Consider the following 21,254-nt stretch of genomic DNA (forward strand, 5'->3'; position numbering starts at 1 on the left):
CGAAGGACACACGCATGACCACCACCACGACCACCACCTCCCCGGACCGCGACTCCGACCCAGCACCCGCCCGCGTCCCGCTCGGCACCGGACTCCTGCGCCAGACCGCCACCGGGTTGCGCATCCTGCTCGTCCTCACGGTGATCCTCGGGATCGGCTATCCCGCCGCCGTCTGGGCCGTGGGCCTGGTCGTCGCTCATGACCAGGCGAACGGGCAGATCGTCGAGGTCGATGGCAGCCCTGTCGGCTCCGCGATCATCGGGCAGACGTTCGACGACCCGACGCTGTTCCACACCCGCCCGTCGGCCACCGAGTACGACGGGCTCGCCAGCGCCGCCAGCAACCTCGGCCCGTCGAACCCGGACCTCCTCGCCCTGATCGAGGAGCGGAGGGCCGCCGTCGCCGAGGAGGAGGGTGTCGCGCCGTCCGACGTCCCGCCCGACGCCCTCACCGCCTCCGGCTCCGGACTCGACCCGCACATCTCGACCGCGTACGCCGACCTCCAGGTGGCGCGCGTCGCCGAGGCCCACGGCCTGGAGCAGTCGACCGTGCGCGACCTCGTCGCCGAGCACACCGCCGGGCGCACGCTCGGCTTCCTCGGCGAGGAGGGCGTCAACGTCCTGCTGCTCAACCTTGCGATCCTCGACGCCGCGAAGGGCTGACAGGATGGCGGGCATGGACCACCCGCCCACGCGCCGCGGGCGGCTCCGGGTCTATCTCGGAGCCGCTCCTGGCGTGGGCAAGACCTACAAGATGCTCGACGAAGGACGACGCCGCGCCGCCCGCGGCACCGACGTCGTGGTCGGCTACGTCGACACGCACGGGCGGGTACGCACAGCCGAGCAGCTCGACGGCCTCGAGGTCGTCCCCCGACAACGTCTCGCCTACGGCGGCTCCACGTACGAGGAGATGGACCTCGCTGCGGTGCTCGCCCGCCGCCCCGAGGTCGCGCTGGTCGACGAGCTCGCGCACACCAACGTCGCCGGCGCCGGCCACGTCAAGCGGTGGGAGGACGTCGAGGCGCTCCTCGACGCCGGCATCGACGTCGTGACGACCGTCAACGTGCAGCACCTCGAGTCGCTCAACGACGTCGTCGAGTCGATCACCGGCATCCGCCAGCGCGAGACCGTCCCCGACCAGGTCGTCCGCAGCGCCGACGCGGTCGAGCTCGTCGACATGAGCCCGCAGGCGCTGCGACGACGTCTGGCCCACGGCAACGTGTACGCCGCCGACAAGGTCGACGCGGCGCTCTCCCGCTACTTCCGCGAGGGCAACCTGTCAGCGCTGCGCGAGCTCGCCCTGCTCTGGGTCGCCGACCAGGTCGACGAGGGGCTGGCGCGCTATCGCCAGCAGCACCGGATCGACGCGACCTGGCCCACCCGTGAACGCATCGTCGTGGCCGTGACCGGCGGGCCCGAGTCACCGACGCTCCTGCGTCGAGCAGCGCTCATCGCCGGCCGGACGACCCGCGGCGAGTGGATGGCGGTCTACGTGACCCGCCGCGACGGCCTCTCGGGGACGTCCCCCGACCAGCTCGCACGCCAGCACGCGATGGTGCACGACATGGGAGGCAGCTTCCACACGGTGGTCGCGGACGACGTCGCGGGCGGTCTCCTCGAGTTCGCCCGCGCCGAGAACGCCTCCCAGATCCTCATCGGCGCGTCCCGACGACCCCGGTGGTCGGCGGCGTTCCGCCCCGGTGTCGGCGAGCGGGTCATCGCGGGATCGGGCGACATCGACGTGCACATCGTGAGCCACGATGAGGCACGGCGTGGTGCCCGCGACCGTGACCGGCGCCCCGACCTCGGGCGGGGGCGCACGATCCTCGGCTACGTCCTCGGGCTGGTCGCGCCGGCGCTGACCGCCCTCCTGCTCTACACGACCAACGATCTCCACGACCTCACGCTGGAGTCGATGCTCATGCTGAGCGTCGTCGTCGTGGTGGCGCTGGTCGGCGGGCTGGTCCCGGCCATGCTGGCGGCGGTGCTGTCGGCGATCCTTCTCAACTGGTTCTTCGTCGCCCCCGTCCACACGCTCACGATCGCGCAGGGACAGTACGTCGCCGTGATCGCGGTCTTCGTCGTCGTCGGGGTCGCGGTCGCCTCCGTGGTCGACCTCGCCGCCGGCCGTGCGGCGCAGGCGCGGCGCGCGTCCGCGGAGGCCGACGCCCTCTCGGTGCTCTCGCACAGCCTCCTGCGCGCCGGCGAGAGCCTGCCCGCCCTCCTCGCCCAGGCGACCGAGGTGTTCGGGATGAGGGGTGCGGCGATCCTCACCCGTACCGGCGACGGCTGGGCGACGACGGTCGCGCACGGCGACGCCCCCGAGAGTGTGGCCGACGCCGACGTGGACGTGCCGATCGACGAGTCGACGTTCCTCGTCCTGCGGGGACGCACGCTCGACGCCTCCGACCGGCGGCTCGTCACGGCGTACGCCGCGCACGCCGGCGTCGTGATCGAGCGCACCCACGCCGCCGAGGAGCACGCGCGGGCCCACGAGCTGGCCGAGGCGGACCGGACCCGTACGGCGCTGCTGGCCGCCGTCTCCCACGACCTTCGGAGTCCGCTGGCCGCGATCAAGGCAGCCGTGACGAGCCTGCGCAACGACGACATCACGTGGTCGGAGCAGGACGAGGCAGACCTGTTGATGACGATCGAGGAGTCCGCGGACCGTCTCGACGCGCTGGTCGCGAACCTCCTCGACATGAGCCGCTTGCGCACCGGCGCGCTCACCGTGCTCGCGACCGACGTCGACGTGGTCGAGCTGGCCCGGATCGCCGTCGCCCCGTTGGCCGACGCCGACCGCGTGGAGGTGCGGGGCGAGCAGGGCGTCCCGCCCGCCTACGCCGACCCCGGGCTCCTCGAGCGGGTGCTGGCCAACCTCTGCGAGAACGCGCTGAAGCACACCACGAGCCGTGTCCTGGTCCAGGTCTCGGGCTACGTCGAGTCCGACGGCGCACCGCGCACCTGTATCCGCGTCGTCGACCACGGCCCGGGCGTGGACGACTCCGACCTCGATCGCCTCTTCGCTCCCTTCCAGCGACTCGGCGACGTCCCGCAGGGCGACGGCGTCGGCCTCGGGCTCGCTGTGGCGCGTGGCCTCACCGAGGCGATGTCGGGAAGGTTGGAGGCGGAGGAGACACCGGGCGGTGGACTCACGTTCGTCCTGACGCTCCCCCAGGCCGTGGTGCGCAGCCCGGCGACCCCCGAGGAGGAGACGCGATGACGTTCGTGCTGGCGGTCGACGACGACCCCGCGATCCTGCGCACCCTGCGGATCAACCTGCGTGCCCGCGACTACGAGGTCGAGACGGCCGGGGACGGACGGTCCGCGCTGCAGATCGCGGCCGAGCGCGAGCCCGACGTCGTGCTGCTGGACCTCGGGCTCCCCGACCTCGGCGGCGTGGCGGTGATCCGCCGGATCCGTGCGGCCAGCGCGGTCCCGATCGTCGTCCTGTCGGCACGGCACGAGTCCGACGACAAGGTCGAGGCGCTCGACGCCGGAGCCGACGACTACGTCACGAAGCCGTTCGGGATGGAGGAGCTGCTGGCGCGGCTGCGCGCCGCGGTCCGCCGGGGCGCGCCCACGCCGTCGTCGACCGAACGTGTCGCGGTCGGTGACCTCGTCCTGGATGTCGACGACGGGACCGCCACGAAGGACGGCGTCGAGGTTCACCTCACGCCCACCGAGTGGCGGATCGTGGCTGCGCTGCTGCGCCGGAGGGGCCGACTCGTCCGGCAGGCCGAGCTGCTCCGTGAGGTGTGGGGACCCGCGTACGAGCGCGAGACTCACTATCTGCGGGTGTATCTCGCGCAGATCCGCCGCAAGCTCGAGGACGACCCGGCACACCCGGCGTACTTCATCACCGAGCCCGGTCTCGGCTATCGCTTCGTCGGGTGAGCCTCACCGCACGCTCGGGCGGTCGATGATCCACCGCCACGTGCCGTCGGGCTGCCGGCGTGCGACCTCGCACGTCGCACCACCGGCCCCGGCGCTGCGCGGGAGCACGGTGGTCGTGAGCGCGAGGTCGCCCTGCACGAGGGGACGGCGCTGAACCCCCGCCCGTACGGCCGCGTGCCTCGAGAGCGTCCGCTCGTAGAACGCCCGGATCTCGTCGTGACCCGTCGCCACCGAGCCGTCGGGCAGCTCGAGGACGGCCGACGGCTCGTACAGGGCGACCAGACCGTCGACGTCGCGGGCGTGCAGGCGGTCGACGAGCTCGGCACCGAGCGCGTCGGGCGTGCGGGGAGCGGGACGGCTCTTCACGGGAGCCAGACGAGGCGCGGTGGACATGTGTTCGAGGCTACGGACGAGCGCTGACAGTTGTCGGTGCGGAGGTCTAGCGTGACGGCATGACCGAGATCGTGCTCTTCCACCACGCCCTGGGGCAGACCGACGGCTTTCTCGCGTTCGCCGACGATCTTCGCGCGACTGGCTCGCTCGTGCACACTCCTGACGTCTTCGCCGGCCGGACGTTCCCGACGGTCGACGAGGGAGTGGCGCACGGTGACGAGGTCGGACGTCCCGAGTTGCGCCGGCGTGCCGCGGAGGGGGTCGCCGGGCTGCCGCCCGACGTGGTCTGGGCCGGCGCGTCCCTCGGTGTCGTGTTCGCCCAGGAGTACGCACAGACCCGACCGGGCGCACGAGGCGCGCTCCTCTTGTACGCAGCGCTGCCGGTCGAGGCGTTCGAAACGCCGTGGCCCGACGGACTCCCTGTCCAGGTGCACGGCATGGCCGACGACCCGTGGATGGACTGGGACGCGGAGGTCGCGCCGTTCGCTGCCGCGTCGGGCGCCGAGGTGTTCCGCTATCCCGGCTCGGGGCACGTGTTCGCCGAGGTCGGCAACGTCGACCACGACGCCGATGCGGCTGCGCTCCTGCGCGAGCGGGTGCTGGCCTTCCTCGCAGAGCTGCCGCAGAGATGAGCAGCTTCAGCGACGCACCCCGGCTGCCGATGGACTCCGCAGAGGAGTGGCGCTCCTGGCTGTCCGAGCACCACGACGACCCCGACCCCGGCGTGTGGATCGTCTGGCGACGGCGCGAGACCGAGCGGCCGGAGCTGTCGTACGAGGCGCTGGTCGAGGAGGCGCTGGCGTTCGGCTGGATCGACGGCCAGGCCAAAGGGCTCGACGACGACCACTCGATGCTGTGGATGACCCGCCGGCGGCCGGGCTCGGTGTGGAGCCGCCTGTCCAAGGAGCGTGTCGACCGCGTCGTCGCCTCCGGACGCATGACCCCGGCGGGTCAGGCGGCGATCGACCGCGCAAAGGCGGACGGGTCGTGGTCGCACCTCGACAGCGTGGAGGCGATGGAGGTCCCTGACGACCTTGCCGCTGCGCTCGACGCCGACCCCGAGGCGCGGCGTCAGTTCGACGCGTTCACGCCCGGGCGGCGCAAGGAGATCCTCCGTTGGCTCGTCGACGCCAAGCGTGCGGCCACGCGCGAGGCGCGCATCGCCGAGGTCGTCCGGCTCGCTGCCCAGGGCATCGCCGCGCGCGACCGCTGAGCACGCGGGCTTCAGGCGTCGGGCTGCAAGAACTCGAGCCGGTTGCCGAAGGGGTCCGCGGCATAGAAGCGCCGGTGCCCCGGGAACCCGTCGTCCCACGTCACGTCGGTGCCGGAGGCGACCAGTCGGGCCGCAACGTCGTCGATGCGCGCGACGAGGATGCCAGGGTGGGCCTTGTGTGCCGGCTCGAAGTCGTCCTCGACCCCGAGGTGGACCTCGACGCCGCCCAAACGGAACCAGCAGCCGCCACGCGCGGCAAGGACCGGCGGCTTCTCGAGCTCGTGCATGCCGAGCACGTCGCGCCAGAACGCCCGGCACTCCGCCTCCCCGCCTCGCGGGATCGCCAGCTGGACGTGGTGGAGGTGGACGAACGCGAGGTGGTCCGGGTCGGAGTGGGGGTCCGTCATGCGGCCCACGCTAGCCGTGACGGGGGCCTCGGAACACCGGCCGCCGTGTCGCGGTTGACCCGTACGTGACCACCTCCCCCGCTGCCGTCGTACCGTCTCGACCCGGTGACGCCCGTACGGTCGACGTCGTGGTCGTGGGGGCGGGACAGGCGGGACTGTCCGCGGCGTACCACCTAGCCCGCCTCGGAGCCCGCTTCGTCGTCCTCGACGCGAACGCTGCGCCGGGAGGCGCCTGGCAGCACCGGTGGCGCACCCTGACGATGCGCGGCGTCCACGGGATCGCGATGCTTCCCGGGCTCGACGTCCCGGACGCCGACGGCGAGGCGCCGGCGCAGGAGTTCGTCCCGGCGTACTACGCGGCGTACGAGGAACGGTTCGCGCTGCCCGTGGTCAGACCGGTGCGGGTCCGCTCCGTCCGCGACGCCGTCCCCGGCGACTCCCACGGCGACCTCCTCGTCGTCACCGATGCGGGCACGTGGCGTACGCGTGCGCTCGTCAACGCGACCGGGACCTGGGAGCGACCGTTCTGGCCGAGCTATCCGGGGGCCGGGACCTTCCGCGGGCGACAGCTGCACACCGTCGACTACGCGGGGCCGGAGGACCTGGCCGACCTCGACATCGTGGTGGTCGGGGGTGGCGCGTCGGCGGTGCAGATCCTCGGGGAGGTCGCGCCGCTCGCCGCATCGACGACCTGGGTGACCCGGCGGGAGCCGATCTGGCGTGGCGACGACTTCGACCCCGAGGCCGGGCGGGCGGCGGTCGCGCTCGTCGAGGACCGGGTGACACGCGGCCTGCCGCCGCAGAGCGTCGTGAGCGTGACCGGGCTGTTGCTTCGTCCGCAGGAGCAGCGGGCCGCCACCTTCGGGGCGTACGAGCGCCACCCGATGTTCACGCGGATCGAGCCCGACGGCGTCCGGATGGCCGACGGATCGCTCCAGCGCGCCGACGTGATCGTGTGGGCGACGGGATTCCGTGCCGTGCTCGGGCACCTCGCGCCGTTGCACCTGCGCGAGGACACGGGCGGCGTGCGGCTCGTCGCCCGTGTGGACGCCCACACCCCGACGACAGCGGCGCGCGACCACCGGGTGCAGCTCGTCGGGTACGGACCGTCGGCGTCGACCATCGGCGCCAACCGTGCCGGACGCGTCGCCGCCCGCGCCGCCCTCCGTACGGTGAGCGCCCGGGCCGCCGCCTGAGTTTGCCGGTCGGGGGATGTGACATGGGTGCATCTCGACGCAGTGCATCGAGATGCATATACTCCTCGCCATGGCCCTGGAGCACGCGATCCTCGTCTCGCTCGCCGAGCGTTCGGCGAGCGGGTACGACCTGACGCGCCGCTTCGACAAGTCGATCGGCCACTTCTGGAGGGCGAGCCACCAGCAGATCTACAAGGTGCTCGGTCGCATGGAGACCGGCGGCCTGGTCGCCTCGACGGCGGTGCCGCAGGAGGGCCGCCCTGACAAGAAGATCTACGTGATCACCGACGAGGGGCGCGACGCCCTGCGCGAGTGGTCACGCGAGCCGAGCCCGATCGAGACCGCGCGCAGCGACTTCGCGGTCAAGCTGCGCGGGCTCCCGTTCGGCGACCGCGACGCGATCCTCGCCGACATCGCCCGCCGCTCCGACGCGCACCGCGAGCGGCTGGCCTACTACCGCGCCGACGCGGCTCGCACGTTCCCCGACGTCGCGGCGCTCGACGAGGGGCAGCGGGCGCAGTACGCGGTGCTGCGCGGCGGCATCCTTCTCGAGGAGGCCGGGCTCGCGTGGTGCGAGGAGGTCGCGGAGCTGCTGGGGTCTCGACAGGCTGCGGGGTCTCGACAGGCTCGACCGGCGGAGGCGGCTCGACCGGCGGAGGCGGCTCGACCGGCGGAAGCAGCGGAGGGCGGGGCTACCGGCGGCGGGAGCGCAGCGCCGTGACCGCGACCCACAGCACGCCGACCGCGATCGAGACCGCCGCGACGATGAGCACCGCGTGCACCCACAAGAACCCGGTCGGTGTGCTGTCACCGATCGCGCCTTCCCACGCCCGCTCGTCGTTCCAGATGGCCATGCCGAACCGCGGCCAGATCACGATGTTGAACAGCCCGGCGAGCACCAGGAACCACGCAGCGCGTCGAGAGATCACCCTTCCAGTAGACACCAGAGGTCCCCGATGATTGAACGCAGCCCTGAGCAGCCGACCACCCCGTACCCGCACCTCCTGCGCCCCCTCGAGGTCGCCGGGTTCACGCTGCGCAACCGCGTGATGATGGGCTCGATGCACACCAAGCTCGAGGACCGAGCCAGTGACATCCCCAAGCTCGCCGCGTTCTTCGCCGAGCGCGCCAAGGGCGGCGCCGCGCTCCTCGTCACCGGCGGGTACGCCCCGAGCTGGCGCGGCTGGCTGTCGCCGATGGGCTCGACCATGGCGAGCCGGCGGATGGCCGACAAGCACCGTACGGTCACCGAGGCGGTGCACGAGCACGACAGCCGCATCCTCATGCAGGTGCTGCACGCCGGCCGGTACGGCTACTCGCCGTTCTCCAAGGGTGTCTCGTCGAAGCAGTCGCCGATCACCCCGTTCAAGCCGAGCGCGATGAGCACCCGCGAGGTCGAGGGGACCGTCGATGACTTCGTGCGCGCGGCCAAGCTGGCGCAGCGTGCCGGGTACGACGGCGTCGAGGTGATGGGGTCCGAGGGCTACCTCATCAACCAGTTCCTCGCGGCCCGCACCAACGACCGTACGGACGCCTGGGGAGGCAGCGCAGAGAAGCGGATGCGCTTCCCCGTCGAGGTCGTGCGCCGCATCCGCGAGGAGGTCGGCGCGCACTTCATCGTCCAGTACCGCATCTCGCTGCTCGACCTCGTCGACGACTCCCAGACCTGGGACGAGACGCTCGAGCTCGCCCACAGGATCGAGGCGGCGGGCGCCTCGCTGCTCAACACCGGCATCGGCTGGCACGAGGCGCGCATTCCGACGATCGTCACGTCCGTCCCGCGCGGCGCGTTCGCGTGGGTGACCGGCAAGCTGCGCCCCCAGGTCGGCATCCCCGTCATCGCCTCGAACCGGATCAACACCCCGGAAATCGCCGAGCAGATCCTCGCCGAGGGCCAGGCCGACATGGTCTCGCTCGCACGCCCGATGCTTGCCGACCCCGAGTTCGTCACCAAGGCCGCGCAGGGCCGCGCCGACGAGATCAACACCTGCATCGGCTGCAACCAGGCCTGCCTCGACCACACGTTCAAGAACCAGCGCTGCACCTGCCTGGTGAACCCCCGTGCCGGGTACGAGACAGAGCTGCGACTGCTGCCCGTCCCCCGGCTGCGCCGCAAGCAGATCGCCGTCGTCGGTGCCGGCCCCGCGGGCCTCGCCGCCGCGACCGAGCTCGCCGGGCGCGGACATGGCGTCACGCTGTACGAGGCCGACGGCCAGATCGGCGGCCAGTTCCGGCTGGCACGTCTGATCCCGGGCAAGGAGGAGTTCGCGGAGACGCTGCGCTACTACGCGCGACGCCTCGAGGTCACCGGCGTCGACGTGCGGCTCGGGGCGCGGGCGACCGCCGACGACCTGCGCGCGTACGACGACGTCGTGATCGCCACCGGCGTCGTACCGCGGGTGCCGGAGATCAAGGGCATGGACCACGCCAGCGTCGCCTCGTACGCCGACGTCATCGACGGCCGCGTCGAGGCCGGCGCGAAGGTCGCGATCATCGGCGCCGGCGGCATCGGGTTCGACGTCGCGGAGTTCCTGCTCCATCAGGCGGACGAGCCGCTCGACGCGTGGATGGCCCGCTGGGGCGTCACTGATCCGGCGCTCGAGCCGGGCGGCGTCGGCACGAAGGTCACGCCCGTCCCGCCGCGCGAGGTGTGGCTGCTCCAGCGCAAGCCCGCACCGCTCGGCAAGGGCCTCGGCAAGACCTCAGGCTGGGTGCACCGCGCCACGCTGAAGGACTCCGGCGTGCACATGCTCGGCGGCATCACGTACGACTTCGTCGACGACGCCGGGCTGCACATCCGCGACGAGCACGGCACCGCGCACGTCCTCGAGGTCGACACGGTCGTCGTGTGCGCGGGGCAGGAGTCGGTGACCGATCTCGCGGAGCCGCTGCGTGCAGCCGGCGTGAGCGTGCACGTGATCGGGGGCGCCGACGTCGCGGCCGAGCTCGACGCCAAACGCGCGATCCGCCAGGCCACGGAACTCGCCGCGCGACTCTGAATTGATCTCAAGTGCGCTTGAGGTTCTACGTTGACGGCATGACGACGAGCACGCAAGACGACCTGCGGGACTACCCCGCCGACGTGATCGCGAAGCAGCCGATCGGCGCCTGGACCGGTGACGCGTACCGCCGCGTCGTCGGCGGGCTTCGCGACGCCCTCGCGACCGAGGACCTGACGCAGCCGCACTGGTGGACGCTCAACCACGCCGCCGGCGACCCCGGCCGCTGGACGCGCCCCACCCTGACCGAGCGGCTCACGCCGTACGAGGACCTCGGGATCGACTTCGACGAGGTGTACGACGACCTGGTCGCGCGCGGATGGCTCCGCGAGGACGGCGGCGCCATGACGCTGACCGACGCCGGCGTGGCCGGACTCGAACGCGCCCGCGAGCGCAACGCGCGGGTCCATGAACAGACGCTCGACGGCATCTCGGATGAGGACTACGTGACGATGATCAACGTGCTGCGCCGCGTCGTCACGAACCTCGGCGGGGACGGCAACATCCCTGAGTGACGTGGCGCTGCGCGCAGCGGGCCCCAAGCGGTGAAGATGGGGGCATGAGACTCGCGTACGGCTGCATGGGGCTCGCCGACCTCGAGCGTGCCGACGCGGCGGTGACGACGGCGTACGAGATCGGCATCCGGCTGTTCGACCACGCCGACATCTACGGCGGCGGCACGTCCGAGTCGGTGTTCGGGGAGGTGCTCGCCCGCCACCTCGGGCTGCGCGACGAGATCGAGATCCAGACGAAGTGCGGGATCGTGCTCGGCGGCGCGGAGGGCGGCAACGCGTACGACCTCTCGCGCGAGCACCTCCTGCGCTCCGTCGACGACAGCCTCGCGCGCCTCGGCACCGACCATGTCGACCGCCTCCTCCTCCATCGACCGGACCCGCTCGCCCGTCCTGCCGAGATCGCGGACGCCTTCGACACGCTCGTCGCCGAGGGCAAGGTCGCGGCGTTCGGCGTCTCCAACATGGACGCGACCCAGATCGGACACCTGCGCACGGCCGTACGACAGCCGCTCGACGTGAACCAGCTCGAGCTCGGGCTGCACCACCGCGACCTGATCGAGGCCGGCGTCCTCGTGAACCACCCGGACGCGACGTCGTACACGCCGGTCGCCGGGACGCTCGAGCGCTGCATCGACCTCGGCATCACGGTCCAGGCGTACGGCGCACTCGCCCAGGGCCGCTACACCGGACGTCCGCGCGGCCCGGAGGACGAGGCGACGGCGGTGCTGGTGCGCCGGTACGCCGACGCGCTCGGCACCACTCCGGAGGCCGTCGTCCTCGGCTGGCTCCTCAAGCACCCGGCCGACATCGTCGCGGTGATCGGCACGACCGACCCCGGCCGCATCCGCGCGTGCGCCGACGCAGAGCAGGTCGCCGACGCGATGACCCGCCGCCAGTGGTGGTCCCTGTGGACCGCCGCGCGTGATAAGCCGGTGCCGTGACCGCGACCCCCCAGCTCCTCCAGCCGAACCTCGTGCACCACTTCTATGCAGGCGGCGCACGCATCGCCGCCCTCCGCGGGCTCCCGCCGGTCGAGCGTTGCCCTGAGGAGTGGGTCGGCGCGACCGTGTCGCGTGCGGACTCCCCGACGGTCGGACTCGCCCGTACGGCTGCCGGTGCGCTCTTCAGCGACCTCGTCGAAGCCGATCCCGTCGGCTGGGTCGGCACCGACTCCGTACGGGGCGGCGACACCGGCATCCTCCTCAAGCTCCTCGACGCCGGCCAGCGGCTCCCCGTCCACGTCCACCCCGACCGCGCGTTCGCGGCCCAGCACCTCGACTGCCCGTACGGCAAGACCGAGGCGTGGCTCGTGCTCGAGACCGCCGACGACGCGGTGGTCTACCTCGGCTGGAGCGGCGACGTCGAACCTGACGAGCTCGCTGCGCGCCGCGACGCGCAGGACGGAGACTGGCTGCTGAGCCACCTCAACCGCATCCCCGTACGACCCGGCGACGGCTTCGTGGTCCCGGCGGGCACCCCGCACGCGATCGGCGCCGGCGTGTTCGTCGCCGAGGTGCAGGAGCCGACCGACTTCTCGATCCTGCTGGAGTGGTCGATCACGACCTCGACGCGCGACGAGTCGCACCTCGGGCTCGGCTTCGACCTCGCGATGGACGCGGTGTCGACGACCGCGCTCGGGGCAGACGACCTGGCGCGACTCACCGTCCGTCACGACCTCACCGCCCGTACGGGAGCTCCCGTCCCGCTGCTGCCGGAGGCGGGCGACCCGTACTTCCGGCTCCACCTTCTCGCCCCACCCCCGGGCGAGTCTTCTCAGATCGCTGCCGGCTTCGCTGCGCTGGTCGTGCTCTCGGGGACCGGGGTGATCGAGGGCGCCGGCTCCCTCCCGGTCGGCGGCGGCCAGTCGCTCGTCGTCCCCGCCGCCTTCGGCCCGTGGCGCCTCGTCGGCGACGCCCGGGTGCTGGTGGCCCGTCCTGGAGAGGGGTGGCGCGGCTCGCCCGACGGGCGCATCGTGGGGTGATGACCCCCCGCGCCGTCACGCTCGTCGCCGTCACCGCCCTCTTTGCGGCGGTCCCGGCCACGACCGCCGCGGCGAGCACCGCCCGTGCCGCGGACACCGTGCGCCTCGACGGCGTCACCGTCCACCTTCGCGCGGGCACGACGCAGGTCGTGACCGTCAACCGCACGCGCTCGTACCGCGCACGCGTCACGTACTGGGTCCGCCGTGACGGCCAGTGGGTCGCGAAGCGCCGGTCGACCAACGGTCGGATTGGGTACGGCGGGCTGGTCGCCGCGTCGAAGCGCAAGCAGTCGACCGGGACGACGCCCCTCGGGACCTTCACGATGACGGAGGCGTTCGGTCTCCGGGCGAAGCCGACCGGTAGCCGGCTGCCGTACCGGAAGGTGCGTCGCGGTGACTACTGGGTGCAGGACAACCGCTCGGCGTACTACAACACGCTGCGCAACAAGGCGTCCGGCGGCTTCCGCTGGTGGCTGCCGGCGTCGCACCGCAACGCCTCGGAGCGACTGCGCGACTACCGCAAGCAGTACGTGTGGTCGGTCGTCGTCGATTTCAACCGCCCGCCCCGCGCGGTCCGCTATCGCGGCTCGGGCATCTTCTTGCACGCGAACGGCAAGGGCGCGACCGCCGGATGTGTGTCCGCTCCCTCCCGCTTCATCCGATACGTCCTGAAACGTCTACGGCCCGACAGGCAACCAGTCATCGCAATAGGTCGCTAAACGGCGTTTGAACCCGCTGACGCAGGGCACCTGTACTACGGTCACAAACGTGTGACGACTGTGTGTTGCACATGAGCCGGGCCCCCCGCCCGGAGAACGGAGTGAAGCAATGACGTTCTTGCTCTGGATCCTTGCCGTCATCCTCGTGGTGTCGGGAATTGTCGCCCTTGTTCGCAAGCAGATGCTCTGGGGCATCGTCCTCATCGTCGTCGGCCTTCTTGTCGGCCCGGGCGGCGTGAGCGTGTTCGGCTAACCAAAGAACCCGTAGGCTGGCGGCATGGAGCTCGTGATCCTCGTCGTCATCGCCGCGATTGCCCTGTACCTGGTCAGCGACCGTCGCAAGACGAAGGCACGCGAGCAGTCTGAGCTCGCTGACCAGGTGCAGGCGGTTCGCAAGACCGCGTTCGAGGACGTCACCGCCCTCGGCGAGGAGCTCCAGAAGCTCGACGCAGACCTGGTCGGTGCCCCCCTCGACGAGGGCGCGCAGGCCGACTACCAACGGGCGCTCGACGCGTACGAGTCCGCGAAGTCCGCGGTCGACGCCCTCCAGAAGCCCGAGGACGTCCGGCACGTTACCGAGATCCTCGAAGACGGGCGCTACGCCATCGCGTGCGTCGAGGCCCGTGTGACCAACAGCCCGCTTCCTGCGAAGCGGGCGATGTGCTTCTTCGACCCGCGGCACGGCCTGTCCGTGGAGGACGTCCAGTTCTCCCCCGACGGCGGCACCGTTCGCGAGGTCCCTGCCTGCGCCCTCGACGCCGAGCGCGTCAAGGCCGGCGCTGAGCCCGACACCCGCAAGGTGATGGTCGGCCCGCAGCGCCTCCCCTACTGGCAGGCCGGCCCGGCCTACGCGCCGTACGCCGCCGGCTACTTCTCGGCCTTCGCGTTCATGCCCGCACTGTTCATGGGCACCATGCTCGGCGGCATGTTCGCCTCGGACGCGGGCCTCGACGCGGCCGAGTACGGCGACGGCAGCGAGAGCGGCGGCGACGGCGGCGGAGATGCCGGTGGCGACGGCGGTGGAGACGCGGGTGGAGATGCTGGCGGAGACGGCGGCGGGTTCGACTTCGGCGGCGGCGGTGACGGCGGAGGGTTCGACTTCGGTGGCGGCTTCGACTTCTGAGAAGGTCGCCTACCTCCTCAGAGCCGTGAACGTCGGCGGCAACAAGGTCCCGATGGCCGAGCTCCGTACGCTCGCGTCCGACCTCGGCGCCGAAGACGTCGCGACGTACGTGAACAGCGGCAACCTCGTCTGCGTCCCGCCCGGGGACGCAGACGACTTCGGCACCGCGCTGGCGAAGGGGATCGCCGACCAGATGGGCGTCACGACCGATGCGGTCGCGCGGACAGGGGCTGAACTTCGGGCTGCACAGGAGGCGTACCCGTTCGAGATCCACGACCCGAAGTTCTGCCACGTCTGGTTCTTCACCATCGCACCCTCACGCAAGGCCGCCGAGGCGGTCGAGGCGTACGACTTCGGCGACGACCGCCTGCGCGTGCTCGGGCGCGAGCTGCACCTCTGGTACGCCGACGGCGCGGGGCGCAGCGCGGTCACCGCGCCGCGCCTCCTCAAGCTCGCCGGGGTCCCCGGGACCGGGCGCAACCTCCGCACGGTCGAGAAGCTCGCCGCGATGGCGCAGTGACCCTCACAGGTCCGCGACGGGTGCGGCGGTGGGCGGCGGCGTACCGATGCTCTCGACCGGGACGTCGACCGCGACCTGCGCGGTGACCCTCGCGCGCTCGACCCGGTCGAGCCGGAACCAGCGCAGGTCGTCACGACGTCGGCAGCGTGCGACCAGGTACCACGAGCCCCGAGTGAACGCGAGGATCTGCGGATCGACCCGACGGTCGGTCACGGTGTCGTCGGCGTCGCGATAGCGCAGCGACAGGACGCGACGCTCATGCAGCGCCTGCTCGACGGCGCGCCGTGAGCGCGGGTCGCCGGCGGTGTCAGCACGGTCGATCCACACCCGCTCGGTGAGCGCGGTCGCGCCGAGCCGCGCCTTCGGCTCCATCACGCTGAGCACCTTGGCGAGGGCCGTACGGGCCTGCCCGTCGAACGGCTGGCCCCGGTGCGCGGCGATCGCGGCGGCCAGACCCGACACCTCGGCGGCGGTGACGTTCATCGGCGGAAGGGTGGCTGCCGGGTCGACCACGTAGCCACCGTGGCGGCCCAGGCGTGCCCAGATCGGGAAGCCCGCATGTTGGAGGGCCGCGACGTCGCGCTTGATCGTACGAGGACTCACCTCGTACGTCGCCGCGAGCTGCTCGGCCGTGCGTCCCCGCGTCCCGGCACGGCGCAGCTCCTCGCGGATCCCGTACAGCCGATCGGTGCGGTTCACCCGAGAAATGGTGACATAAGGATGACAAGACTGCCCGTGAGGATGGATCCATGACCTCCTCGGACGAACCCGTGCTCCTGCTCAGCGGCGCCGGCCTGCCCTCCTGGATCTGGGAGGGGACGCGCGAGCTGCTCGCCCCACGCCCGACGGCGGTCGCACCGCGCCCGTCCCGTGACGGAGCCGCGCTGGCGGACTACGTCGAGGCCGCACTGGGCGCCGCCCCGTGGGAGCGGTTCGCGGTCGTGGCGCACTCGGCGGGCGCGGTGGTGGCGGCGGAGCTGGCACGCCGTGCGCCGGAGCGGGTCCGCGCACTGCTCGCCGTCTGCGCCGTCGTCCCGCGACCGGGTGGGTCGTTCGTGTCGTCGATGCCCTTCCCGCAGCGCCACGTGCTGAGTCTGGCGATGCGGTTCGCGGGGACGCGACCGCCGGACAGCGCCATCCGCCGAGGCCTGACCACCGGGCTCGACGACGGTACGGCGGAGCGCATCGTCGACGCGTTCGTCCCGGAAGCGGTCGGCCTCTACCGGGGGCAGGTCGGCGACGGCGAGCTGAGACTGCCCCGCGGATACGTGACGACGCTCGAGGACCGCGAGATCGCCCCGGCCCTCCAGCGCCGGTTCGCCGCGAACCTCGGCTCCCCGTGGCAGGCGAGTCTCGACACCGGCCACCTCCCGATGCTCGAGGACACCGCCTCGTTCACCCGCGCCGTCACCCGGTTCCTCGACGCGCGCGGGTGAGAGTCAGCTCAGCTGGCGGAGCCGGATCGTCTCCGGCAAGGTGCCGAGCGCGTTGAGCGTCTCGGGCTCGAGCTGCTTGTCGATGTCGGTCAGCACGTAGCCGATCTCGCCGCGGGTCCCGAGCGTCTGCCCCTCGATGTTGACGCCGTGGTCGCCGAGGATCACGTTGATCGCCGACAGCACCCCCGGGACGTTGTGGTGGAGGTGCGCGAGCCGGTGGTGGTCGCGGTACGACGGCAGCTGCTGGTGCGGCATGTTCGGCGAGAGGTCGGTCGACCCCTCGGCGAGGTAGGTGTGGAGCTTGCCGGCCACGAAACGGCCGATGTCCTGCTGCGCCTCCATCGTCGAGCCGCCGACATGGGGGGTGAGGATGACGTTCGGAAGGCCGCGCAGGTCGGACTCGAACGGGTCGCCCTGCTTCTTGGGCTCGACCGGGAACACGTCGACCGCGGCACCCGCGATGTGGCCGGACTCGAGGTGGGCGCGTAGCGCCTTGGTGTCCACGAGGATGCCGCGCGAGAGGTTGAGGAACAGCGAGCGCGGGCGCATGCGCGCGAACTCCTCGGCACCGAACAGCCCGGCGTTGCCGGGACGGCCGTCAACGTGCAGCGTCACGACGTCGACGGTCTCGAGCAGCTCGTCGAGGGTCGCGCAGCGCCTGGCGTTGCCGAGGGCGAGCTTGTCGGCGACGTCGAAGTAGTACACCTGCATGCCGAGCGCCTCGGCGATCACCGAGAGCTGGCTGCCGATGTTGCCGTAGCCGACGATGCCGAGCTTGCGGCCGCGGATCTCGTGGCTGCCCTGGGCGGACTTGTTCCAGACGCCCGCGTGCATGTCGTTGGTCTTCTCGTTGAGGCGACGCGCCAGCGAGATGATCTCGCCGATCGCGAGCTCGACGACCGAGCGGGTGTTGGAGTATGGCGCGTTGAAGACCGTGACCCCACGCTGCGCAGCGGCCTTGAGATCGATCTGGTTGGTGCCGATGCAGAAGGCACCGATCGCGAGCAGGTCGGGAGCGTGGGCGAGGACGCGCTCGGTGACGTACGTGGTCGAGCGGATGCCGAGCAGGTGAACTCCCTGCACGGCCTCGATCAGCTCGTCCTCGCCGAGGGCGCCCTTGCGGGCCTCGACCTGGTAGCCCTGGGCGCGCAAGAACTCGGCGCCGTCCTCGTGGATGTTCTCGAGGAGCAGGACGCGGATGTCGCCGTCGTTGAGCCGGGGCGTGGTCACGGGAAGGTCAGCGGTCATCGTGTAGAGCGTCTGTGTCGTCACGGGCAACGTCCTCCTGGTCAGGTCGTCCCACCGGCTGGTGGCGGTCGACCCAGGGCCCAGGCGAACGGTCCCGCGGTCTTCGTTGGTCGTGTCGCTCCCCGGTGGTATCCACCTGAACGCCAGTCGCGACCCGTTCAGTGTAGGCGGTCGCGCGAACTCCCGACGTACGTCTCGACATTCGCGCCGTCATTGCAGCGCAGAGGTCGAGACGTTCGTCAGGCTCCGCCGAGGTGCGCGAGGAACTCCGCTGGCGGCGAGCCGTCGAGGTTCGCGAGGCGGACCTGGCCGCGCGAGACAAGCTTGCCCTCGACGTTCGTGGTCGAGATCTCCCACAGCTGCGAGGTGCGGCCGCGGTGGATCGGGGTCGCGACGGTACGCAGGGCGTCGCCGGCATGCGCCTGACGCAGGAAGTCGGTGTTGTTGTTCACGCCGACGACGATTCCCTTGTCGCGCAGCCACGCCTGGCCCGCCGTGCTCGCGGCGCTCTCGTGGACCGCGCAGTAGACGCCGCCGTGCACGATCCCGAACGGCTGGAGGTGCTCCGGACCGACGGTCCAGGTGACCACGACGCGATCGCCGGACACCTCGTCGTACGAGAAGCCGAGGACACCGCCGAGGCCGGGCTCAGACGTGGTTGCATCAGTCATCCGACGATTGTGCTCCCCGACCCTCTTGAACTTGATACCCCCTAGGGGTATGGTCGACGGCATGGACACCCACGCACCCGGTTACAGCGCCGACAAGGACGCCGTCCTCAAGCGGCTCCGGCGCATCGAGGGCCAGGTCCGCGGCCTGCAACGCATGGTCGAGGAGGACACCTACTGCATCGACGTCCTGACCCAGGTCTCCGCCGCCACCAAGGCGCTGGAGTCGGTGGCCCTGAGCCTGCTCGACCAGCACCTCGCCCACTGCGTCCACGACGCGATCGCCTCGGGTGATGGCGCCGAGGCCAAGATCGCCGAGGCATCGGCCGCCATCGCCCGCCTCGTCCGCTCCTAGCTCCCGACGCCGCCCAGGACCCGACGGTCGAGCCCGACACCCGCCGGTCGAGCCGGACACCCGCCGGTCGAGCCCTGTCGAGACCATACCCCTACCCCGTATCAGTACACCACGAAGGGAACACGTCATGAAGAAGACCTACTCCGTCACCGGGATGACCTGCGGACACTGCGCGGGCGCCGTCACCGAGGAGATCGGCGCGCTCGACGGAGTCGAGGCCGTCGAGGTCGAGCTCGTCGCCGGCGGCACCTCGACCGTCCACGTGACCAGCACCGCCCCGTTGGACGACGCCGCCGTCGCGGCCGCGGTCGACGAGGCAGGGAACTACCAGGTCGTCTCGTGAGCGGGGGCGCGACCGACCTCGTCCCGTACGAGCTCGAGATCGGCGGCATGACCTGCGCGTCCTGCGCTGCACGCGTCGAGAAGAAGCTCAACAAGCTCGACGGGGTCGAGGCGTCGGTCAACTTCGCGACGGAGCGGGCGTACGTCTCCGCTCCCGCGTTCGTCGACGTCGCCGACCTGATCGCGACGGTCGAGAAGACGGGCTACACCGCCGAGCCCGTCCGCGCGGTGGCCACGGCCGAGACTGACGGCGGAACCGACAAGCCCGTCGACGATCCCGAGCTCACCTCGCTGCGCCAGCGCCTGATCATCTCCGCGCTGCTGTCCGCGCCGGTGCTCGTGCTCTCGATGATCCCCGCCTGGCAGTTCGACAACTGGCAGTGGCTCACCCTCACGCTCGCGTCACCTGTCGCGGTCTGGGGCGCGTGGCCGTTCCACCGTGCCGCGTGGATCAACGCCCGGCACGGCGCCGCGACGATGGACACCCTCATCTCGCTCGGCGTCACCGCCGCCTACGCATGGTCGGTTTACGCGCTGTTCTGGGGCGACGCCGGGATGACCGGCATGCGCATGGAGATCAGCTGGTTCGCCGAGGGCTCGGGCCCCGACGAGATCTATCTCGAGGTCGCGAGCGTCGTCACCGTGTTCCTCCTGCTCGGCCGCTATCTCGAGCACCGCGCCAAGCGCGACTCCGGTGCCGCGCTGCGCGCGCTGCTGTCGCTCGGGGCCAAGGAGGTCACGGTGCTGCGCGACGGCCGCGAGGTCGCCGTGCCGATCGGCGACCTGGCGATCGGCGACACGTTCGTCGTCCGTCCCGGCGAGAAGGTCGCCACCGACGGCGAGGTCGTCTCGGGGTCCGCGACGATCGATGCCTCGATGCTCACCGGAGAGAGCGTGCCGGTGGAGACCGGACCGGGCGACCGCGTCGTCGGCGGCACGGTCGCCGACGGAGGTCGCCTCCTCGTCCGTGCCACCGCGGTCGGCGAGGGCACACAGCTCGCGCAGATGGCCCGGCTCGTCGAGAACGCACAGAGCGGCAAGGCGCCGGTCCAGCGGCTCGCCGACCGCATCTCGGCGGTCTTCGTCCCGATCGTCATCGTGCTCGCCCTCGGCACGTGGGCCGGGTGGCTCCTCGTGGGCGGGACGGTCAACGAGGCGTTCACCGCGGCGGTCGCCGTGCTGATCATCGCCTGCCCCTGCGCGCTCGGTCTCGCGACGCCGACGGCGCTGCTCGCCGGTACGGGGCGGGGCGCGCAGCGCGGCATCCTCGTGAAGGGTCCCGAGATCCTCGAGTCGACGCGCAAGGTCGACACGATCGTGCTCGACAAGACCGGCACCGTGACCGAGGGCGCGATGCATGTCGTCGCCACCGCGGCCGCACCAGGTCACGACGGAGCCGAGGTCCTGCGGCTGGCCGGTGCGGTCGAGGCCGCGTCGGAGCACCCGCTCGCCCGCGCGGTCACCGCCGCGGCGCGCGAAGCCGGCGACCTCCCGGAGGTGCACGAGTTCGTCACCACCACCGGGCTCGGTGTCGGAGGCGTGGTCGAGGATCGCAAGGTGCTCGTCGGGCGGCTGCCGTGGCTGATCGAGCAGGGCGCGCTCGTCCCTGACGACCTGCCCGAGGTCGACCCCGCGACCACTCCCGTCCACGTGGCCATCGACGGGACCGTACGCGGCGTGGTCGCGGTCGCGGACCGGGTCAAGCCCACGTCGGCACAGGCCGTCACGGAGCTTCGCGCACTCGGCCTCGACCCGGTGCTGCTCACCGGCGACCGCCGCTCGGTCGCCGACGCGGTGGCCGCCGAGGTGGGGATCACCGAGGTGGTCGCGGAGGTGATGCCCGAGGACAAGGTGCGGGTCGTCGCCGACCTGCAGGCCCAGGGCCGTACGGTCGCGATGGTCGGCGACGGCATCAACGACGCCCCTGCCCTCGCGACCGCCGACCTCGGCATCGCGATGGGTACGGGCACCGACGTGGCGATCGAGGCGTCGGACCTCACCCTCGTACGGGGTGACCTGCGGCTGGCCCCTCAGGCGATCGAGCTGTCGCGCGCGACGCTGCGCACGATCAAGCAGAACCTCGGATGGGCGTTCGGCTACAACGTCGCGGCGATCCCGCTCGCGGCGGCCGGGCTGCTCAACCCGTTGATCGCGGGTGCGGCGATGGCGGCGAGCTCGGTGCTGGTCGTCACGAACTCGCTGCGCCTGCGCCGCCTCTGACCGCACACCCCGGACGTCATACG

At 71.7% G+C, this 21,254-nt stretch carries 25 protein-coding genes and 1 riboswitch; of the genes, 19 read left to right on the top strand and 6 right to left on the bottom strand.

Annotated elements, in window-relative coordinates; translation table 11 throughout:
* Positions 1-14 precede the first annotated feature (14 nt).
* The 3 genes from kdpC to ACFSDF_RS00095 are packed head-to-tail and all read left to right on the top strand — an operon-like array spanning position 15 to position 3,896.
* Positions 15-662: a potassium-transporting ATPase subunit KdpC gene (gene kdpC, locus ACFSDF_RS00085; protein ID WP_377155554.1), complete on the top strand. Its 648-nt coding sequence runs from the start codon at positions 15-17 to the stop codon at positions 660-662.
* A gap of 13 nt (positions 663-675) precedes the next feature.
* A complete protein-coding gene (locus ACFSDF_RS00090; RefSeq protein ID WP_377155556.1) occupies positions 676-3,222 on the top strand; it encodes a sensor histidine kinase in 2,547 nt (848 codons plus the stop codon).
* On the top strand, positions 3,219-3,896 hold the full coding sequence (locus ACFSDF_RS00095; RefSeq protein ID WP_167000469.1) for a response regulator: 678 nt from the start codon (positions 3,219-3,221) through the stop codon (positions 3,894-3,896). The genes ACFSDF_RS00090 and ACFSDF_RS00095 overlap by 4 nt, the downstream gene beginning before the upstream one ends.
* A gap of 3 nt (positions 3,897-3,899) precedes the next feature.
* Here ACFSDF_RS00095 and ACFSDF_RS00100 read toward each other — a convergent pair whose 3' ends face one another.
* A complete protein-coding gene (locus tag ACFSDF_RS00100; protein WP_167000470.1) occupies positions 3,900-4,289 on the bottom strand; it encodes a YybH family protein in 390 nt (129 codons plus the stop codon).
* A 59-nt stretch (positions 4,290-4,348) separates the two neighbouring features.
* Between ACFSDF_RS00100 and ACFSDF_RS00105 the strand changes: the two genes are divergently transcribed.
* Together ACFSDF_RS00105 and ACFSDF_RS00110 are read left to right on the top strand one after the other, a co-directional pair.
* The gene (locus tag ACFSDF_RS00105) at positions 4,349-4,921 is read left to right on the top strand and encodes a dienelactone hydrolase family protein (RefSeq protein WP_167000472.1); all 573 of its coding nucleotides are present in this window, start codon (positions 4,349-4,351) and stop codon (positions 4,919-4,921) included.
* Complete coding sequence (locus ACFSDF_RS00110) at positions 4,918-5,502, top strand: YdeI/OmpD-associated family protein (RefSeq protein WP_167000474.1); 585 nt, start codon at positions 4,918-4,920, stop codon at positions 5,500-5,502. The genes ACFSDF_RS00105 and ACFSDF_RS00110 overlap by 4 nt, the downstream gene beginning before the upstream one ends.
* Before the next feature lie 11 nt (positions 5,503-5,513).
* Here the strand turns inward: ACFSDF_RS00110 and ACFSDF_RS00115 are convergent, their stop codons facing one another.
* Complete coding sequence (locus ACFSDF_RS00115) at positions 5,514-5,909, bottom strand: VOC family protein (RefSeq protein WP_377155559.1); 396 nt, start codon at positions 5,907-5,909, stop codon at positions 5,514-5,516.
* A gap of 65 nt (positions 5,910-5,974) precedes the next feature.
* Between ACFSDF_RS00115 and ACFSDF_RS00120 the strand changes: the two genes are divergently transcribed.
* Positions 5,975-7,105 (top strand): FAD-dependent oxidoreductase, encoded by a 1,131-nt coding sequence (locus ACFSDF_RS00120; RefSeq protein ID WP_377155561.1) that lies wholly within the window; start codon positions 5,975-5,977, stop codon positions 7,103-7,105.
* A gap of 70 nt (positions 7,106-7,175) precedes the next feature.
* Positions 7,176-7,826: a PadR family transcriptional regulator gene (locus tag ACFSDF_RS00125; RefSeq protein ID WP_377155563.1), complete on the top strand. Its 651-nt coding sequence runs from the start codon at positions 7,176-7,178 to the stop codon at positions 7,824-7,826.
* Here the strand turns inward: ACFSDF_RS00125 and ACFSDF_RS00130 are convergent.
* Positions 7,798-8,034, bottom strand: a complete 237-nt coding sequence (locus tag ACFSDF_RS00130) for an SCO4848 family membrane protein (protein ID WP_167000482.1) — start codon at positions 8,032-8,034, stop codon at positions 7,798-7,800. The two genes, ACFSDF_RS00125 and ACFSDF_RS00130, sit on opposite strands and share 29 nt — an antisense overlap.
* Positions 8,035-8,061: 27 nt before the next feature.
* Between ACFSDF_RS00130 and ACFSDF_RS00135 the strand changes: the two genes are divergently transcribed.
* From ACFSDF_RS00135 to ACFSDF_RS00170, 8 genes are all read left to right on the top strand, one after another.
* Positions 8,062-10,104 carry an NADPH-dependent 2,4-dienoyl-CoA reductase gene (locus tag ACFSDF_RS00135; protein ID WP_167000484.1) on the top strand — a complete coding sequence of 681 codons (2,043 nt, stop codon included), beginning with the start codon at positions 8,062-8,064 and terminating at the stop codon, positions 10,102-10,104.
* A gap of 38 nt (positions 10,105-10,142) precedes the next feature.
* Complete coding sequence (locus ACFSDF_RS00140) at positions 10,143-10,619, top strand: MarR family winged helix-turn-helix transcriptional regulator (RefSeq protein ID WP_377155566.1); 477 nt, start codon at positions 10,143-10,145, stop codon at positions 10,617-10,619.
* 44 nt (positions 10,620-10,663) lie between these two features.
* Entirely contained in the window at positions 10,664-11,560 is an 897-nt protein-coding gene (locus tag ACFSDF_RS00145) for an aldo/keto reductase (RefSeq protein WP_377155568.1), read from the top strand.
* On the top strand, positions 11,557-12,600 hold the full coding sequence (locus ACFSDF_RS00150; protein ID WP_377155570.1) for a class I mannose-6-phosphate isomerase: 1,044 nt from the start codon (positions 11,557-11,559) through the stop codon (positions 12,598-12,600). The genes ACFSDF_RS00145 and ACFSDF_RS00150 overlap by 4 nt, the downstream gene beginning before the upstream one ends.
* Positions 12,600-13,319, top strand: coding sequence for a L,D-transpeptidase family protein (locus ACFSDF_RS00155; RefSeq protein WP_377155572.1), 720 nt, complete (start codon positions 12,600-12,602; stop codon positions 13,317-13,319). Before ACFSDF_RS00150 ends, ACFSDF_RS00155 begins: the two co-directional genes overlap by 1 nt.
* A gap of 109 nt (positions 13,320-13,428) precedes the next feature.
* Positions 13,429-13,572, top strand: a complete 144-nt coding sequence (locus tag ACFSDF_RS00160; RefSeq protein ID WP_167000493.1) for a GPGG-motif small membrane protein — start codon at positions 13,429-13,431, stop codon at positions 13,570-13,572.
* Positions 13,573-13,596: 24 nt separating this feature from the next.
* Positions 13,597-14,442, top strand: coding sequence for a hypothetical protein (locus ACFSDF_RS00165; protein ID WP_167000495.1), 846 nt, complete (start codon positions 13,597-13,599; stop codon positions 14,440-14,442).
* Positions 14,423-14,962 (top strand): DUF1697 domain-containing protein, encoded by a 540-nt coding sequence (locus ACFSDF_RS00170; protein WP_208322200.1) that lies wholly within the window; start codon positions 14,423-14,425, stop codon positions 14,960-14,962. The genes ACFSDF_RS00165 and ACFSDF_RS00170 overlap by 20 nt, the downstream gene beginning before the upstream one ends.
* Positions 14,963-14,965: 3 nt before the next feature.
* On the opposite strand, the gene ACFSDF_RS00175 is transcribed toward ACFSDF_RS00170, so the two are convergent.
* Positions 14,966-15,661, bottom strand: coding sequence for a helix-turn-helix transcriptional regulator (locus ACFSDF_RS00175; RefSeq protein WP_167000498.1), 696 nt, complete (start codon positions 15,659-15,661; stop codon positions 14,966-14,968).
* Between the two features lie 50 nt (positions 15,662-15,711).
* Here ACFSDF_RS00175 and ACFSDF_RS00180 point away from each other — a divergent pair, with 50 nt between their 5' ends.
* A complete protein-coding gene (locus ACFSDF_RS00180) occupies positions 15,712-16,398 on the top strand; it encodes an alpha/beta fold hydrolase (RefSeq protein WP_167000499.1) in 687 nt (228 codons plus the stop codon).
* A 3-nt stretch (positions 16,399-16,401) separates the two neighbouring features.
* On the opposite strand, the gene serA is transcribed toward ACFSDF_RS00180, so the two are convergent.
* Positions 16,402-17,646, bottom strand: coding sequence for a phosphoglycerate dehydrogenase (serA, locus tag ACFSDF_RS00185; RefSeq protein ID WP_279587725.1), 1,245 nt, complete (start codon positions 17,644-17,646; stop codon positions 16,402-16,404).
* A gap of 71 nt (positions 17,647-17,717) precedes the next feature.
* Positions 17,718-17,807, bottom strand: a riboswitch (ZMP/ZTP riboswitch).
* Positions 17,808-17,885: 78 nt separating this feature from the next.
* Positions 17,886-18,317 carry a PaaI family thioesterase gene (locus ACFSDF_RS00190; protein WP_167000500.1) on the bottom strand — a complete coding sequence of 144 codons (432 nt, stop codon included), beginning with the start codon at positions 18,315-18,317 and terminating at the stop codon, positions 17,886-17,888.
* A 61-nt stretch (positions 18,318-18,378) separates the two neighbouring features.
* On the opposite strand from ACFSDF_RS00190, the gene ACFSDF_RS00195 reads away from it, so the two are divergent.
* From ACFSDF_RS00195 to ACFSDF_RS00205, 3 genes are all read left to right on the top strand, one after another.
* Complete coding sequence (locus ACFSDF_RS00195) at positions 18,379-18,669, top strand: metal-sensitive transcriptional regulator (RefSeq protein WP_167000501.1); 291 nt, start codon at positions 18,379-18,381, stop codon at positions 18,667-18,669.
* 127 nt (positions 18,670-18,796) lie between these two features.
* Positions 18,797-19,012, top strand: a complete 216-nt coding sequence (locus tag ACFSDF_RS00200) for a heavy-metal-associated domain-containing protein (RefSeq protein ID WP_167000502.1) — start codon at positions 18,797-18,799, stop codon at positions 19,010-19,012.
* Positions 19,009-21,231 (top strand): heavy metal translocating P-type ATPase, encoded by a 2,223-nt coding sequence (locus ACFSDF_RS00205; protein WP_347877909.1) that lies wholly within the window; start codon positions 19,009-19,011, stop codon positions 21,229-21,231. The genes ACFSDF_RS00200 and ACFSDF_RS00205 overlap by 4 nt, the downstream gene beginning before the upstream one ends.
* Positions 21,232-21,254: the final 23 nt, after the last annotated feature.

The sequence above is a fragment of the Mumia zhuanghuii genome (assembly GCF_042681565.1).
Classification (GTDB): Bacteria; Actinomycetota; Actinomycetes; order Propionibacteriales; family Nocardioidaceae; genus Mumia.

Bases quoted from the DNA above. Each gene is read 5' to 3' on its own strand.
- ACFSDF_RS00155 (WP_377155572.1), top strand. From the start codon at position 12,600: ATGACCCCCCGCGCCGTCACGCTCGTCGCCGTCACCGCCCTCTTTGCG.
- ACFSDF_RS00145 (WP_377155568.1), top strand. From the start codon at position 10,664: ATGAGACTCGCGTACGGCTGCATGGGGCTCGCCGACCTCGAGCGTGCC.
- ACFSDF_RS00100 (WP_167000470.1), bottom strand. From the start codon at position 4,289: ATGTCCACCGCGCCTCGTCTGGCTCCCGTGAAGAGCCGTCCCGCTCCC.
- ACFSDF_RS00135 (WP_167000484.1), top strand. From the start codon at position 8,062: ATGATTGAACGCAGCCCTGAGCAGCCGACCACCCCGTACCCGCACCTC.
- ACFSDF_RS00090 (WP_377155556.1), top strand. From the start codon at position 676: ATGGACCACCCGCCCACGCGCCGCGGGCGGCTCCGGGTCTATCTCGGA.
- ACFSDF_RS00125 (WP_377155563.1), top strand. From the start codon at position 7,176: ATGGCCCTGGAGCACGCGATCCTCGTCTCGCTCGCCGAGCGTTCGGCG.
- ACFSDF_RS00160 (WP_167000493.1), top strand. From the start codon at position 13,429: ATGACGTTCTTGCTCTGGATCCTTGCCGTCATCCTCGTGGTGTCGGGA.
- ACFSDF_RS00195 (WP_167000501.1), top strand. From the start codon at position 18,379: ATGGACACCCACGCACCCGGTTACAGCGCCGACAAGGACGCCGTCCTC.
- ACFSDF_RS00140 (WP_377155566.1), top strand. From the start codon at position 10,143: ATGACGACGAGCACGCAAGACGACCTGCGGGACTACCCCGCCGACGTG.
- ACFSDF_RS00110 (WP_167000474.1), top strand. From the start codon at position 4,918: ATGAGCAGCTTCAGCGACGCACCCCGGCTGCCGATGGACTCCGCAGAG.
- ACFSDF_RS00180 (WP_167000499.1), top strand. From the start codon at position 15,712: ATGACCTCCTCGGACGAACCCGTGCTCCTGCTCAGCGGCGCCGGCCTG.
- ACFSDF_RS00105 (WP_167000472.1), top strand. From the start codon at position 4,349: ATGACCGAGATCGTGCTCTTCCACCACGCCCTGGGGCAGACCGACGGC.
- ACFSDF_RS00095 (WP_167000469.1), top strand. From the start codon at position 3,219: ATGACGTTCGTGCTGGCGGTCGACGACGACCCCGCGATCCTGCGCACC.
- kdpC (WP_377155554.1), top strand. From the start codon at position 15: ATGACCACCACCACGACCACCACCTCCCCGGACCGCGACTCCGACCCA.
- ACFSDF_RS00190 (WP_167000500.1), bottom strand. From the start codon at position 18,317: ATGACTGATGCAACCACGTCTGAGCCCGGCCTCGGCGGTGTCCTCGGC.
- ACFSDF_RS00165 (WP_167000495.1), top strand. From the start codon at position 13,597: ATGGAGCTCGTGATCCTCGTCGTCATCGCCGCGATTGCCCTGTACCTG.
- ACFSDF_RS00200 (WP_167000502.1), top strand. From the start codon at position 18,797: ATGAAGAAGACCTACTCCGTCACCGGGATGACCTGCGGACACTGCGCG.
- ACFSDF_RS00115 (WP_377155559.1), bottom strand. From the start codon at position 5,909: ATGACGGACCCCCACTCCGACCCGGACCACCTCGCGTTCGTCCACCTC.
- serA (WP_279587725.1), bottom strand. From the start codon at position 17,646: ATGACCGCTGACCTTCCCGTGACCACGCCCCGGCTCAACGACGGCGAC.